Consider the following 14,544-nt stretch of genomic DNA (forward strand, 5'->3'; position numbering starts at 1 on the left):
GTCAGGGTCCGATCGAGGTCTGGTCGGGATCCGATCAGGGTCTGATCGGGGTCTGATCGGGGTCTGGTCGGCCCCGGTCAGGGCCTGTTCGACGGCGGTGGCGGGACTGCGGGCCACCGGTGACGGCGAGCCGTCGGGCCATCGCGGGACATCGGGACATCCGGTGACGGAAGAGAACACGGGCTTCCGCGCCGTGCGCTTTCCGTCGTCGGTGAAGAGGTGGCCGTCGCACGGCTGTCTCGGGTGTGGCGCGCCCGCACCCTGTCGCCCTCGCCGCCGCCGTCGGGGCACGGCCCGAGCCCCGACGTGCGGAGGCGCGGAGGTGCGGCAGAGCCCGGCCCTCACCTTCGCGGAAACCGCGGATGCCGTACGCAACCGTCAGATATCCCTGAAGATCTCGATCTGCGCCCCGATCGAGTTCAGCCGTTCGGCCAGATCCTCGTAACCGCGGTTGATCACGTACACGTTGCGCAAGACCGACGTGCCCTCCGCCGCCATCATCGCCAGCAGCACGACCACCGCAGGGCGCAGGGCCGGCGGGCACATCATCTCGGCGGCCCGCCAGCGGGTCGGTCCCTCGACCAGTACCCGGTGCGGGTCCAGGAGTTGCAGACGGCCGCCGAGCCTGTTCAGATCCGTCAGGTAGATCGCGCGGTTGTCGTAGACCCAGTCGTGGATGAGGGTCTTGCCCTGGGCGACGGCCGCGATGGCGGCGAAGAAGGGGACATTATCGATGTTCAGGCCGGGGAACGGCATCGGGTGGATCTTGTCGATCGGGGCCTCCAGTTTGGAGGGCCGGACCGTGAGGTCCACCAGCCGGGTCCGCCCGTTGTCGGCCGGGTACTCCGGCGTCCTGTCGTGGTCGAGGCCCATCTCCTCCAGGACCGCGAGCTCGATCTCCAGGAACTCGATCGGCACCCGGCGCACCGTCAGCTCCGACTCCGTGACGACCGCGGCGGCCAGCAGGCTCATCGCCTCGACCGGGTCCTCGGAGGGGGAGTAATCCACGTCGATGTCGATGTTCGCCACACCGTGCACGGTGAGCGTCGTGGAGCCGATGCCCTCGACCCTGACGCCGAGCGCCTCCAGGAAGAAACAGAGATCCTGGACCATGTAGTTCGAAGAAGCGTTGCGGATAACGGTTACGCCGTCGTACCGGGCAGCCGCGAGCAGCGCGTTCTCGGTGACCGTGTCGCCGCGCTCGGTCAGCACGATCGGGCGGTCCGGGCGGACGGCGCGGTCGACGACGGCGTGGTACTGCCCCTCCGTCGCCGCCACCTCCAGCCCGAACCGACGCAGCGCGATCATGTGCGGCTCGATGGTCCGCGTGCCGAGGTCGCAGCCGCCGGCGTAGGGCAGCTTGAAGTGGTCCATACGGTGCAGCAGGGGGCCGAGGAACATGATGATGGAACGGGTGCGTACGGCGGCCTCGGCGTCGATGGCCGCCATGTCCAGCTCGGCCGGCGGCACGATCTCCAGGTCGACGCCGTCGTTGATCCACCGGGTCCGCACACCGATGGAGTTGAGAACCTCGAGCAGGCGGTAGACCTCCTCGATGCGGGCGACCCGGCGCAGCACCGTGCGCCCGCGGTTGAGCAGCGAGGCGCACAGCAGGGCCACGCACGCGTTCTTGCTGGTCTTCACGTCGATCGCGCCCGACAGCCGACGGCCGCCCACGACACGCAGGTGCATGGGACCCGCGTAGCCCAGAGAGACGATCTCACTGTCCAGGGCTTCACCGATTCGAGCGATCATCTCAAGGCTGATGTTTTGGTTGCCCCGCTCGATGCGGTTGACGGCGCTCTGGCTGGTTCCGAGCGCTTCGGCCAGCTGTGCCTGTGTCCAGCCCCGGTGCTGACGGGCGTCACGGATGAGCTTGCCGATGCGTACGAGGTAGTCGTCTGCCATGAGGCTGAGGTTATCTCAGATATGAGATGCCGCCTCTCGGGGGGTCCGTTCGGGTGACAGCCCGTCAATGGCGCTTGGCGTTACGCGTACGACGCCACCCGAAAGGTCCCGGCAAATCCATCGATGTCGTACGACGTCCCGTGCTGCTGTGCGTGTGACGGGGGCCGTGCTGCCCGCCGCCGGTGGTGATCGACCATGACCGCCGGTTGATGTTCAGCCGCACGCCGGGGAGGATGCGGAAACTCTTGCGGAAGGTGAGGGGCATCGGAGCCTCCTTCGTCGGGGGTGCCTGTCCGCTCTCGTCTACCCCGGCACGACAGGCCCATGACGCCCATTCAGAAACCGGTCTCTGCGCACATTGCCCGCCGGGTCCGGCAAGCGGCGCGAGTCGGGTTCATGTCATCAGGACCGGTCGGCCGCGCTGTCCAGAGTGCTGGCTCCTCCAAGGCAGCCGGTCACTTCGCGGCAGCCGCCTCCCGCACGGTGGTCGTCTCCTTGGCGGGGGGCGGGGGGGCGTCTCATACACACCGAACATCACGCCGCCCGGTGACCACCACGGCCCCTCGGAGGCTCGGGGAGGAGCCTGGGGGCATGGAGAACCGGCAGCGCGAGTGGAACCCTGAGAAGCAACCCGAGCGCAATCCCGAGCGCTATCCCGAGCGCAATGCCGAGCAGCGACCGGACCGGCGGCCAGACAGGCAGCACGAGCAGAAGTACGCGCGGATCGAACGGGAGAGAAGGTTTCTGATGGCGGGCCCCCCGGCCTCAGCGCCGGTCACGGCAACCCGCCTGATTCGGGACCGGTATCTGGAGGGCACGCGTCTGCGGCTCAGACGCGTCGACAGGCCGGACGCCGACGGCCCGGAGTTCAAGCTGACCCAGAAGATCCCGTCAGATCGGCCGGGCGCCGTGCAGGGACTGATCACGAACACCTATCTGTCGCAGAGCGAATACGACCTTCTCGCCTCGTTGCCGGCGGCTGTGTTGTCCAAGACGCGGCTCAGCCTGCCGCCCCTGGGCGTCGATGTCTTCGATGGCCCTCTGGCGGGCCTCGTCCTGGCGGAGGCCGAGTTCGGCAACGATCAGGAAGCGCTTGCCTTCGCGTTTCCCCCGGCCTGCGTGGCAGAGGTCACGGCTGACGTGCGCTTCACCGGCGGGAGGCTCGTCCGCGCCACCCGGTGGGAGCTACGGGCGTGGCTCGACGAGTACGGAATCCGTCTTTCACCGGAAGCGGACGGCGATGCCCTTGGGCACTGAAGTCGGCCGATGTCGGCGCCCCGATCCGAGGCGACCGACGTCACTGCCGAGGTGTCTGCCGTGCGGCCACCCACTTGCCACAGGACGGCGTGGGGTCCTCAGCCTCGCGGGGTGCGAAGGGCCGTCCCGCCGCACCCTCGACTCCGCCGCACCCCCGACTCCGCCGAACCCGCGGCTCCGGCATATCCAGGGCCCTGTCGTACCCGCGGCTCCGGCCAATGCCATCCGGGGGTCAGGTCTAGGCTTTCCGGGCCAGTCCGGCCGCGATCAGGTGTTCCCAGACCGTGAGCTCGCGTTTTCCGCCGCCGCTCCACGGGTTTTCGGTTTCGTCGGGATGCCACAAGGACGCGGGGACGATCCCGGGGTCGACGATCTCCAGGCCGTCCAGCAGGGCGGCGATCTCCGCGTCCGTACGCCACCGACCGCGGCCGAACGTCTGCTGGAGGACCTTCTCGGCCTCCTCGGTCTCCGGATTGTTGCCGGAACGGAAGTGACTGATGAAGAAGTAGCTCCCGGAGGGGACATGGTCGCGCCAGTAACGCACGATGCCGGCCGGGTCCTCGTCATCGTTGACGTGGTGGAGGATCGCACTGAGGATGACGGCGACCGGGCGGGTGAAGTCGATGATGTCGAGGGTGTCGGGATGAGTCCGGATGCCTTCGGGGTTGCGCACATCGACCGCGACGACGCGGGTCCGGTCGTTGTTCTCCAGCAGTGCGCGGCCGTGGACCAACACCTGGTCGTCGATGTCGACGTAGACGACCCGGGACTCGGGAGCGTGCCGTTGCGCGACCTGGTGCACGTTGTCCGCGGTCGGCAGGCCACTGCCCAGGTCGATGAACTGCCGTATGCCGGTGGTCTTCGCGATCTCCCTGACCGCCCGGGTCAGGGCCGCGCGGTTGGCGAAGGCGATGGCCACCGAACCGGGCAGGTCGCGCTTGAAAACGTCGCCGATCTCACGGTCCACGGCGTAGTTGTCCTTGCCGCCGAGCAGGTAGTCGTAGACGCGGGCGATGCTGGGCTTGGCCGGGTCGATGGAGGAGCCTTCGTACGTCATGGCGGCCATTCTTCCCCGCAACGCCCCCTGTGCACCCTCGTTTTGGGGTCCTCCGGTCCTCCGGTCCTCCGGTCCTGCGGTCCTGCGGTCCTCCGGTCCTGCGTCCTCCGGTCGGCCGGGGACGCGAAAGCGAGGACGCCTGGGAGCCGACGTCGAACAGAAGCCGGCCCCGCTTCGGCCGCGCCCCGAGACCGACGCGCTGCCCGGTCGTCGCAGCCCGGTACCAGCCCGTGACGTGACGCTCATCAACGCGACCAGCGGAGCGGCGACCCTGCGGGCACATCCTCGAACCGGGCCGTCACCCACAGTCCAGCGGCGGGCGCCGCGACGCCGCTCGACGCCTCGGCCGGATGACAACCGGTCAGTCCCAGTCGGACGCCGGCTGATCGACCCGGCCGCCCGTGTGCGGTGTGGGGATGTAGTCCTTCGCCCCCTCGGGCAGTTCGGCCACACATGCCGGCGAGCAGGCGCTGACCAGCAGAGGAAGCACGTCGGTGGCCACGCGCAGCGAGATCCACGCCTGGTGGAATCCGCTCTGCGGGACCGCATGGTTGCAGACACTGCAGCGTCGGACGGCGGTGATGCCCCATCGCCGGGGATCCAGATTCTCCAGATCGAGGTCCGCGACGGAGTCCTGGGCAGTCTGAAGCCTCGGGAAGGGCGGCCGCAGTTTCTCGTTGCCGAACGACGCGCGCGTGCTCACTGTGCTACGGGTCAGCTTCCGGCATCGCGTGATCTCGTAGGGGAACCAGTGAAGTCGGTACGAGGTGTACGGGGTGAACTCCTCCAGGCTGGACATGGATCCGATCTCGGGCGGGATGCGGACCAGGTTGCTGCCGTAGAGCACCAGGTGTCTGACCGCGGTCAGCCTGGCGATACTCGGAGGCAGCGTGATGACCTGCCGCCGCTCTTCCGGGCTCAGCTCGGTGAGGGGACGGAACTCTTCGCGCCCGTCGGCGGCGGCCTCATCGACGAGCTCCAGCAGGTGTTGCCAGCCCGGGGCAGAGGTGTCCTGCCGTTCGGCGTGGAATTCGACGCGGGCTGGCGGGCGCGGCCTGGACTGGTCGAAGCAGGAGCACGCGTCCTGACGGGGTCCCCGCCGCTCCGGGGCTGGATCCGATGTGTCGCCCCAGCGGTTCACGTAGAGCTTCGGTTCCTCCGCGTCCGTCATGGCAGCAAAGTACGGAAGTCACCGAGGGCCGCTCCAGTGGCTTTTTCGCGCAAGGGACTCGATGCCGAACGCTTACGCCCGACGGGCTGCTCCGTCTCGGGCCTCGCCCCGGCCCTGAGGCTCACCACGCGAGCAGCGGAGCGGCCGCACCGCAGCCACGTACCGGCACCGGGCCGCCGCGCAGTCCAGGCGGACGCCGCCGACGCTCGCGTACAGGATGCACGTACGACGTACGACGGCTCTGCGTACGGTTCCGCAAGATCCGTCCCGACGGGGTACGGCCCCCCGGCACCCCGCAGCGCGTCCCTCGTACGAACGGGTTCCGCCGGCCGGGAAGCCGGGACGGCCGGGTTCGCTGTCGGACGCCTCGATCGGATGACATTCGATGACAGCGGACGAGCGAGCCCGGGCATGACCATTCAGCCCCCATGTACTAGAGTTATCTCGACATCGAGATATCTGCCGAAGGCGCACCGCAGCCGCCACCCGGTAAGGGCAACCTAACTTAGCCTGACCTCAGCGGATCGGCCAAGCCCGCGTGACGGCAGGATGCGGTGGTACGCGCACATCAATGAAGGAGACTGTCGTGTCGGCGAACAGCTTCGACGCCCGCAGCACGCTGCAGGTGGGCGACGAGTCGTACGAGATCTTCCGGCTGGACAAGGTGGAAGGCTCGGCTCGCCTTCCGTACAGCCTGAAGGTGCTGCTGGAGAACCTGCTCCGTACCGAGGACGGCGCGAACATCACCGCCGACCACATCCGTGCGCTCGGCACCTGGGACTCCCAGGCCCAGCCGTCGCAGGAGATCCAGTTCACGCCGGCCCGCGTGATCATGCAGGACTTCACCGGCGTGCCCTGCGTCGTCGACCTCGCCACCATGCGCGAGGCCGTCAAGGAGCTCGGCGGCGACCCCGCGAAGGTCAACCCGCTCTCCCCGGCCGAGCTGGTCATCGACCACTCCGTCATCGCCGACAAGTTCGGCACTAACGAGGCCTTCGCGCAGAACGTCGAGCTGGAGTACGGCCGCAACAAGGAGCGCTACCAGTTCCTGCGCTGGGGCCAGACCGCGTTCGACGACTTCAAGGTCGTCCCGCCGGGCACCGGCATCGTCCACCAGGTGAACATCGAGCACCTGGCCCGGACCGTCATGGTCCGCAACGGCCAGGCGTACCCCGACACCCTCGTCGGCACGGACTCGCACACCACCATGGTCAACGGCCTCGGTGTGCTGGGCTGGGGCGTCGGCGGCATCGAGGCCGAGGCCGCGATGCTCGGCCAGCCGGTCTCCATGCTCATCCCGCGCGTCGTCGGCTTCAAGCTCACCGGTGAGCTGCCCGCCGGCACCACCGCCACGGACCTCGTCCTCACGATCACCGAGATGCTGCGCAAGCACGGCGTCGTCGGCAAGTTCGTCGAGTTCTACGGCGAGGGCGTCGCCGCGACCTCCCTCGCGAACCGCGCCACCATCGGCAACATGTCGCCGGAGTTCGGCTCCACCGCCGCGATCTTCCCGATCGACGACGAGACCCTGAAGTACCTCAAGCTCACCGGCCGCTCCGAGCAGCAGGTCGCGCTCGTCGAGGCGTACGCCAAGGAGCAGGGCCTCTGGCTGGACCCGAAGGCCGAGCCGGACTTCTCCGAGAAGCTCGAGCTGGACCTGTCGACCGTCGTGCCGTCCATCGCCGGCCCGAAGCGTCCGCAGGACCGTATCGTCCTCGCGAACGCCGCCGAGCAGTTCAAGAAGGACGTCCTCAACTACGTCAACGACGAGTACGAGGCCAGCAAGGAGTCCTTCCCCGGCTCCGACGCGCCGTCCACGATCCCGAACGGCATCCCGTCCAAGCCGGTCACCGTGACCGCCCCCGACGGCTCGACGTACGAGATCGACCACGGTGCGGTGACGGTCGCGGCGATCACCTCCTGCACCAACACCTCCAACCCGTACGTCATGGTCGCCGCCGCGCTGGTCGCGAAGAAGGCCGTGGAGAAGGGCCTGACCCGCAAGCCGTGGGTCAAGACCACCCTCGCCCCGGGTTCGAAGGTCGTAACCGATTACTTCGACAAGGCAGGTCTGACTCCGTACCTCGACAAGGTCGGCTTCAACCTCGTCGGCTACGGCTGCACCACCTGCATCGGCAACTCCGGTCCGCTGCCGGAGGAGGTCTCCAAGGCCGTCAACGACCACGACCTCGCCGTCACGTCGGTCCTCTCCGGCAACCGCAACTTCGAGGGCCGGATCAACCCCGACGTCAAGATGAACTACCTGGCTTCCCCGCCGCTGGTCGTCGCGTACGCCCTCGCCGGTTCCATGAAGGTGGACATCACCAAGGACGCCCTGGGCGCCGACCAGAACGGCAACCCGGTCTTCCTCAAGGACATCTGGCCCACCGAGGCCGAGGTGAACGACGTCGTGGCGAACGCCATCGGCGAGGACATGTTCAACAAGTCCTACCAGGACGTCTTCGCGGGCGACGCGCAGTGGCAGGCGCTGCCGATCCCGACCGGCAACACCTTCGAGTGGGACGCCGAGTCGACCTACGTCCGCAAGCCCCCGTACTTCGAGGGCATGACGATGGAGACCACCCCGGTCTCCGACATCACCGGCGCGCGCGTCCTGGCCAAGCTGGGCGACTCGGTCACCACCGACCACATCTCCCCGGCCGGCGCCATCAAGGCCGACACCCCGGCCGGCAAGTACCTCACCGAGCACGGTGTGGAGCGTCGTGACTTCAACTCCTACGGCTCCCGCCGAGGCAACCACGAGGTCATGATCCGCGGCACGTTCGCCAACATCCGCCTGCGCAACCAGATCGCGCCGGGTACGGAAGGCGGTTACACCCGCGACTTCACGCAGGACGGCGGTCCGGTGTCGTTCATCTACGACGCCTCCCGCAACTACATCGAGCAGGGTGTCCCGCTGGCCATCCTGGCCGGCAAGGAGTACGGCTCGGGTTCCTCGCGTGACTGGGCCGCCAAGGGCACCGCGCTGCTCGGCGTCAAGGCCGTCATCGCCGAGTCGTACGAGCGCATCCACCGCTCCAACCTCATCGGCATGGGCGTCCTCCCGCTGCAGTTCCCGGAGGGCACCAACGCCGAGTCGTTCGGCCTGACCGGCGAGGAGGCCTTCTCCTTCACCGGCGTCGAGGAGCTCAACAACGGCACCACCCCGCGCACGGTCAAGGTCACCACCGACACGGGCGTCGCGTTCGATGCGGTCGTCCGCATCGACACCCCCGGTGAAGCCGATTACTACCGCAACGGCGGCATCATGCAGTACGTGCTCCGCAGCCTGATCCGCAAGTAAGCGGACGAGTAAGCGGTAACGCAAAGCGGTTCAGGGCCGCACCCCCCATCGCCGGGGGTGTGGCCCTGAACCGTGTCCGCCGTCCAGGGCCACCCGCCACCGGCCCTTGGGCCCCAGGCGTCGGGGTCACCGCAGGCACCCGGGACGCTCACCGGGAGAAGACCTGCGCCCGGCGCCCCCGGGGCCCGGTCCCGGCACCCCAGGATGTGGCAACCGGCACCCCAGAGGGTCCCGCACCGGTCGCGTCCTCGCGTCCACCGTCGGACGTGATGCGAAACCGTTTTCCGTGGCGGAGGCCGTACTGCCGATGGGCGCACTGGCGATGGGCGCACTGCCCGCGCCGGCGCTGTGCGGCTGCGCCGGTCGGACCGACATGATCCCGCACCGACGCCTCGTGCGCGTCTTCGGTGCGCGTCCTCGGCCGGTGGGCTCGCGGCGGCCGACGAGCCCTCTGCGCCGCGCAGACGACGCGGCATCGCTCGACAACGGGTTGCCGTGCCCGCCCGCCGGTCGCCGGAGCCGTCGTCGTGGGGTTCCTGGCCACGACGCGTTCCGGTGTCACTGCACCCCTGCTGACGGCCCGATGCTCGAGAAACCGTACGAGCCCGTTTACAAGTGGGCCATACGGCGCTATCTTCCGCCACAGGTGAAGTGGGAGCGCTCCCATGTGCTCGCGTCCGGTGGACCGGAACCTGCCGGACGGGAGTGGGACGCTCCCACTTCGCCATCGCAAGAACTCGCCCACACCCGCTGGTACCCCGCAGGTACGCGAACCGCTACCGCATCCGCAGTGCACCTCATGCCTGCACGGTCCGTACACGGAAGGCGGACTCATCTGTCATGCGATCTGTCACCCGAGCTGTCATGATCACACCAAACGAGAAATCAAGGTTACGCACCCGAGCCCTGTTCCTCGTCCTGCTGGCCTTGCTGGCCACCGTTCCCGCCCTCGGTCTGATCGTCACGGCCGGTGGCAAGGCCGAGGCTCACGGCACTCCCATGAAACCCGCCAGCCGCACATTTCTGTGCTGGCAGGACGCGCTGACCGACACCGGTGAGATCAAGCCGATCAATCCGGCCTGCAAGAACGCACAGCAGGTAAGCGGTACCACGCCGTTCTACAACTGGTTCTCCGTGCTGCGCTCCGACGGCGCGGGCCGCACCCGGGGCTTTGTGCCCGACGGTCAACTCTGCAGCGGCGGCAACACCAACTTCACCGGCTTCAACGCGCCGCGCAACGACTGGCCCCTGACCCATCTCACCGCAGGCTCAACTGTCGACTTCTCCTACAACGCCTGGGCAGCGCACCCGGGCTGGTTCTACGTCTACGTCACGAAGGACGGGTTCGACCCGACTCGGGCACTCACCTGGGACGACATCGAGAGCCAGCCCTTCCTCTCCGTCGACCACCCGCCGCTCCACGGCAGCCCTGGCACGGTCGAGGCCAACTACTCCTGGACCGGCCGACTTCCGGCCAACAAGTCCGGTCGGCACATCATCTACATGGTCTGGCAGCGATCGGACAGCGCGGAGACCTTCTACTCCTGCTCCGACGTCGTCTTCGACGGAGGAAATGGCGAGGTAACCGGTATCCATGAGCCGGGCAATCCGACCGAGCCGGTCCCAGGCACCTGCACTGCAACCCGCAGGACCACGAACACCTGGAACGGCGGCTACCAGTCCGAGGTGACCGTCACCAACTCGGGCGACGTCCCGATGCTCGGTTGGATGGTCGACTGGACGCTGCCGTCAGGGCAGTCGATCGCCAGCCTGTGGAGTGGCAACGCCACGTACAACGGGCAGGCGGCGATGGTCCATAACGCCGACTGGAACGGCTCGTTGAGTCCAGGCCAGAGTACGACCTTCGGGTACGTCACCTCCGGCTCGGGCGGAGACAGCACGACAAGCCTGCCCTGCAGGGTCGGTTGAGCAGTCCAACTGCCGTAGTGGAGGACCCGGTGGGCGGTCAGTGCTCACCGGGCCCGCGAACCGGACGGGGACCGGCCCTGCAAGGGAAAAGCGAAGCGATCCGGAGCGTCCTCGACCGGACGATGCCACTGGTCGCACTGGTCGCACTGGTCGCACTGGTCGCACTGGTCCCACTAGCCGCCCTGATTGCTCGGGGCGCCCGGGCTGCCTGATTCGCCATCTCGAACCGGACCGAAGGGCTGACGCCGCCCCCGTGTCGCCGCCTCCAGAGTGGCTCCCGGTCGGGGCCCGCATCGACACCTGGGCGACGACTGTCGAAGGGCCGATCGCGCGACTGGACGGCGTGTTCGTGGACGGTCGACCGTCCGTGCCGGAACTTCGGCTCGGCTCCACCGAACGCCGGTAGGTCATTGGTCCGAACGGTGCGTCAAGACCACCTTCCTGCACGTGCGCGCAGGTGAACTGCTACCGGATGTGGGCGCTGCGAACACAGTGGGGCAGGGGCACGGATGGTGAGCGAACCCGTTGACCTCTTCTGCTGGACGAGTCCACCAATCCACCTCTCACCCGCCTGGGTCGAGGACGTGGATGAGGCGGTTGCCGACTATGCGGGCGCATTGGTGCTGGTCACCCACGACCGCCGGATGCGGCGCGGTTCACCGGCTGCCGGCTGTCGGCTGGAGCTGAGAGAGGGAGGGGTGCCGGGCGGACGGTGAAGGACGGCCGGCGCATCATTCAGCCAACTGTGCTGCCAACCAGTGGAGTTGTCGCCTCACCTGCGCGCCCTCGCCCCCCTCGTGCCCGTTGAACGGATACGTGTGGATCTCTTTGCGGGCAGGGGCCCCACTGCTGAGCTCGCCGTAACGGTTGAACGCGGCGTACGCCCCGCTCGGAGGACAGACGATGTCGCGCAGGCCCGTGCCGAAGTGGACCGGGGCCTGGGCCCGCCGAGCGAAGGAAACGCCTTCTACATAGGAAAGCGTGCGGTAAGCGGCTTCTTCCGCACCCCGATGGACGGAGAGGTAACGGGCGATCTCTCCGTACGGCCCCGCGTCGGTGAGGTCCAGAGCGCGCCGGATGCCGCACAGGAAGGGGGCCGTGACGAGTGCGGCGGCGAGATCGGGGACCAGGCCCGCGACGGCCAGGGCGAGCCCGCCGCCCTGGCTGTTTCCGGCGGCGACCGTGCGCGCGGGATCGACACCGGGCAGCGCGCGGACGGCCGTCACGGCACGCACCGCGTCCGTGATCAGGCGCCGATAGTGATAGTCCTGCGGTGAGAGCAGGCCGCGTGCGGCAGGGCCCGGACCGCCCGGCGCGGTGGCGTGCGGGTCGGGGGTGACGCCTCCGTCGCCGTACTGGTCGCCCTGGCCGCGGTTGTCCATGAGGAGATGCGCGTAGCCCGCGTTCACCCAGGTCAGCCGCTCGTGTGGGAACCCGCGCCCGCGCCCGAAGCCGACGTACTCGACGACCGTGGGAAGCGGTTCCCGCGTGTCGGTCGGGCGGGTGAACCATGCCCTGACCGGATCACCTGCGAAGCCTCGGAACGCGACGTCCCACGTCTGGACGAGACGCAGACCGGTTTCGACGGGACGCACGGAAACCAGTGGTTCTCGCTGCTGCGCCTGGCGCAGGGTGTCGGCCCAGAACGCGTCGAAGTCGGCGGGCTCGTCGAGTTCTGGGCGATGGCGTTCCAGCTCGGGTAGCGGTAGGTCGAACGCGGGCACAGTGCCACCTCGCAGTGTCGTGGGGGAGCGATTGTTGCGTAGGTCAGCCAGAAATTTGCGGGGGACGGAGCAGTCGACTTCCCGGTTCTACCCCGCCTTCGAGGATTCCACAACGCCACCCGACGTCCCACCAGCCCACCGTGCAGCACCCATTGACAGCGCTTTCCGCGAACCCTTACGTTGCCGCAGAGTTACCGGTAAGGGCACGAAAGTTTCGAGATCACGCACGTCGAATCGAGCGTTTCGAAGGATGCCCCGGGAGGCCCGAGCATGAGCACCTCCACCAGGTCGGCCCCACCGCCAGGAACCCGGCACCCGCTTGCGAAGCCCCGGCACGGGCCGGCACGACCGGTCGTGCGCCGCGGCTGGGGGCGGGCGCTGCGCCGGGACTGGCAGCTGTATTCGCTGGCCGTGCTGCCGCTTCTGTTCTTCCTCGTCTTCCGCTATCTGCCGATGATCGGCAACGTGATCGCCTTCCGCCGCTTCGAACCGGGCGGGTCGATTCTGGGGGAGCGGTGGGTGGGACTCCGATACGTGCGGATGTTCCTGACCGACCCCACCTTCTGGCAGGTCTTCCGCAACACCTTGTGGCTCGGCGGGCTCACACTCGTGTTCTGCTTTCCGATCCCGATCGTCCTGGCGTTGCTGCTCAACGAGGTACGGCGGCGCTCGCTGAAACGGTTTGTGCAATCGATTTCGTATCTTCCTCACTTCCTGTCGATGGTGATCGTCGCCGGCATCACCCTGCAGATGCTGGCCACGGACGGTCCGGTCAACCACGTACTGACCTGGATCGGTCATGAACCCGTCCGCTTCATCCAGGAACCCGGATGGTTCCGCACGATCTACGTGGGGTCGGAGATCTGGCAGACCGCCGGCTGGGGCACGATCCTCTACCTCGCGGCGCTCACTACCATCGACGAGGACCTCTACGAGGCCGCCCGCATCGACGGTGCGAGCCGCTGGCGGCAGATCTGGCACGTCACTCTGCCGGGCATCCGCCCCACCATGATCACGCTGCTGATCCTCAACATCGGCACCTTCATGGCGGTCGGTTTCGAGAAGGTCCTTCTGCTGTACAACCCGCTGACCTACCCGACCGCCGACGTGGTCTCGACCTACCTGTACCGAACCGGTGTCGAGTCCAACAGTTTCAGTTACGCCGCCGCGATCGGGTTGTTCGAGGCGGTCATCGGCCTCGTGCTGATCACGAGCGCGAACCTGTTGTCCCGTCGCAGCGTGGGGACGAGCCTGTGGTGAACCTCCTGACCGCCCGTGCTCCGCGCCCGCGCACCTCGGTGCACCAACCCACGCGTGGCTACCGCGTCTTTCAGGGCGTCAACGCCGTCATCCTCACCCTCGTCGTGCTCGTGACCCTGTATCCCTTCGTCAACATCATCGCCCGGTCCTTCAGCGGGGAACGTCAGATCCGCGCCGGCGAAGTGACCCTGTGGCCCAAGGGGTTCAACCTCACCACCTACAAGATCGTTTTTCATGACTCGATGTTCTGGCGCAACTACGGAAACACGGTTCTGTACACGACCGTCTCCACCGTCATCGCCATGGTTCTGACGACCTGCTACGCCTACGTTCTGTCGAAAAGGAATCTGAAGGGGCGAGGGCTGCTGGTCGGCGTCGCCGTGTTCACCATGTTCTTCACCGGCGGGCTGATTCCGAACTATGTCCTGGTCACCAGCCTTGGCCTGAAGAACTCGGTCTGGGCGATCGCCCTGCCCAACGCGATCAGCGTTTTCAACCTGCTGGTGATGAAGGCGTTCTTCGAGAGCCTGCCGAGCGAACTCGAGGAGGCCGCGGAGATCGACGGGCTGAGCACCTACGGGATCCTGATCAGAATCGTGTTGCCGCTGTCCAAGGCGGTCATCGCGACGATGGTCCTCTTCTACTCGGTGTCCTTCTGGAACTCCTGGTTCTCGGCGTATCTGTACATGGACCGGACCGAACTGATGCCGGCCACGGTCTATCTGCGCAACCTGATCTCAGGTGCCACGACCGGCGGCAACGCCGGTGCGGGAACAGATCAGCTCAGCCAGGTCGGGGCGAACATCCAGGCGGTCACCATCGTGCTGACGGCGCTGCCCATCCTCTGCGTGTACCCGTTCGTCCAGCGCTACTTCGTCTCCGGCGTCACGCTCGGCGCGGTCAAGGGCTGAGAGCCGTACCCCTTACGGAACAA

10 protein-coding genes are annotated in these 14,544 nt (G+C 67.5%); 5 read left to right on the top strand and 5 right to left on the bottom strand.

Features of this window, described 5'->3' with window-relative positions; genetic code table 11:
- Positions 1–378: 378 nt before the first annotated feature.
- Positions 379–1,908 carry a UDP-N-acetylglucosamine 1-carboxyvinyltransferase gene (locus tag BG482_RS04615; RefSeq protein ID WP_069767542.1) on the bottom strand — a complete coding sequence of 510 codons (1,530 nt, stop codon included), beginning with the start codon at positions 1,906–1,908 and terminating at the stop codon, positions 379–381.
- Between the two features lie 64 nt (positions 1,909–1,972).
- Entirely contained in the window at positions 1,973–2,173 is a 201-nt protein-coding gene (locus BG482_RS40540) for a DUF4236 domain-containing protein (RefSeq protein WP_079141572.1), read from the bottom strand.
- Positions 2,174–2,499: 326 nt separating this feature from the next.
- Between BG482_RS40540 and BG482_RS04620 the strand changes: the two genes are divergently transcribed.
- Positions 2,500–3,165, top strand: a complete 666-nt coding sequence (locus tag BG482_RS04620) for a hypothetical protein (protein ID WP_256096256.1) — start codon at positions 2,500–2,502, stop codon at positions 3,163–3,165.
- 238 nt (positions 3,166–3,403) lie between these two features.
- On the opposite strand, the gene BG482_RS04625 is transcribed toward BG482_RS04620, so the two are convergent.
- Together BG482_RS04625 and BG482_RS04630 are read right to left on the bottom strand one after the other, a co-directional pair.
- The gene (locus BG482_RS04625) at positions 3,404–4,222 is read right to left on the bottom strand and encodes an SAM-dependent methyltransferase (protein WP_069767639.1); all 819 of its coding nucleotides are present in this window, start codon (positions 4,220–4,222) and stop codon (positions 3,404–3,406) included.
- Between the two features lie 361 nt (positions 4,223–4,583).
- A complete protein-coding gene (locus BG482_RS04630; RefSeq protein WP_069767543.1) occupies positions 4,584–5,393 on the bottom strand; it encodes a hypothetical protein in 810 nt (269 codons plus the stop codon).
- Positions 5,394–5,979: 586 nt separating this feature from the next.
- On the opposite strand from BG482_RS04630, the gene acnA reads away from it, so the two are divergent.
- Positions 5,980–8,697: an aconitate hydratase AcnA gene (gene acnA, locus BG482_RS04635; RefSeq protein WP_069767544.1), complete on the top strand. Its 2,718-nt coding sequence runs from the start codon at positions 5,980–5,982 to the stop codon at positions 8,695–8,697.
- 864 nt (positions 8,698–9,561) lie between these two features.
- Complete coding sequence (locus BG482_RS04640) at positions 9,562–10,626, top strand: lytic polysaccharide monooxygenase (protein ID WP_069767545.1); 1,065 nt, start codon at positions 9,562–9,564, stop codon at positions 10,624–10,626.
- Between the two features lie 731 nt (positions 10,627–11,357).
- Here BG482_RS04640 and BG482_RS04645 read toward each other — a convergent pair.
- Complete coding sequence (locus tag BG482_RS04645) at positions 11,358–12,350, bottom strand: acetylxylan esterase (RefSeq protein ID WP_069767546.1); 993 nt, start codon at positions 12,348–12,350, stop codon at positions 11,358–11,360.
- Positions 12,351–12,620: 270 nt separating this feature from the next.
- Here BG482_RS04645 and BG482_RS04650 point away from each other — a divergent pair, with 270 nt between their 5' ends.
- Entirely contained in the window at positions 12,621–13,610 is a 990-nt protein-coding gene (locus BG482_RS04650) for a sugar ABC transporter permease (RefSeq protein WP_069767547.1), read from the top strand.
- Positions 13,607–14,521: a carbohydrate ABC transporter permease gene (locus BG482_RS04655; RefSeq protein ID WP_370745745.1), complete on the top strand. Its 915-nt coding sequence runs from the start codon at positions 13,607–13,609 to the stop codon at positions 14,519–14,521. The genes BG482_RS04650 and BG482_RS04655 overlap by 4 nt, the downstream gene beginning before the upstream one ends.
- The last annotated feature ends 23 nt before the right edge of the window (positions 14,522–14,544 follow it).

Source organism: Streptomyces sp. LUP30 (assembly GCF_001746365.1).
Taxonomy (GTDB): Bacteria; Actinomycetota; Actinomycetes; order Streptomycetales; family Streptomycetaceae; genus Streptomyces.

What these genes read in the sequence shown, in the direction of transcription:
- BG482_RS04615 (WP_069767542.1), bottom strand. Translation starts at nt 1,908, where the DNA reads ATGGCAGACGACTACCTCGTACGCATCGGCAAGCTCATCCGTGACGCC.
- BG482_RS40540 (WP_079141572.1), bottom strand. Translation starts at nt 2,173, where the DNA reads ATGCCCCTCACCTTCCGCAAGAGTTTCCGCATCCTCCCCGGCGTGCGG.
- BG482_RS04620 (WP_256096256.1), top strand. Translation starts at nt 2,500, where the DNA reads ATGGAGAACCGGCAGCGCGAGTGGAACCCTGAGAAGCAACCCGAGCGC.
- BG482_RS04625 (WP_069767639.1), bottom strand. Translation starts at nt 4,222, where the DNA reads ATGACGTACGAAGGCTCCTCCATCGACCCGGCCAAGCCCAGCATCGCC.
- BG482_RS04630 (WP_069767543.1), bottom strand. Translation starts at nt 5,393, where the DNA reads ATGACGGACGCGGAGGAACCGAAGCTCTACGTGAACCGCTGGGGCGAC.
- BG482_RS04640 (WP_069767545.1), top strand. Translation starts at nt 9,562, where the DNA reads ATGATCACACCAAACGAGAAATCAAGGTTACGCACCCGAGCCCTGTTC.
- BG482_RS04650 (WP_069767547.1), top strand. Translation starts at nt 12,621, where the DNA reads ATGAGCACCTCCACCAGGTCGGCCCCACCGCCAGGAACCCGGCACCCG.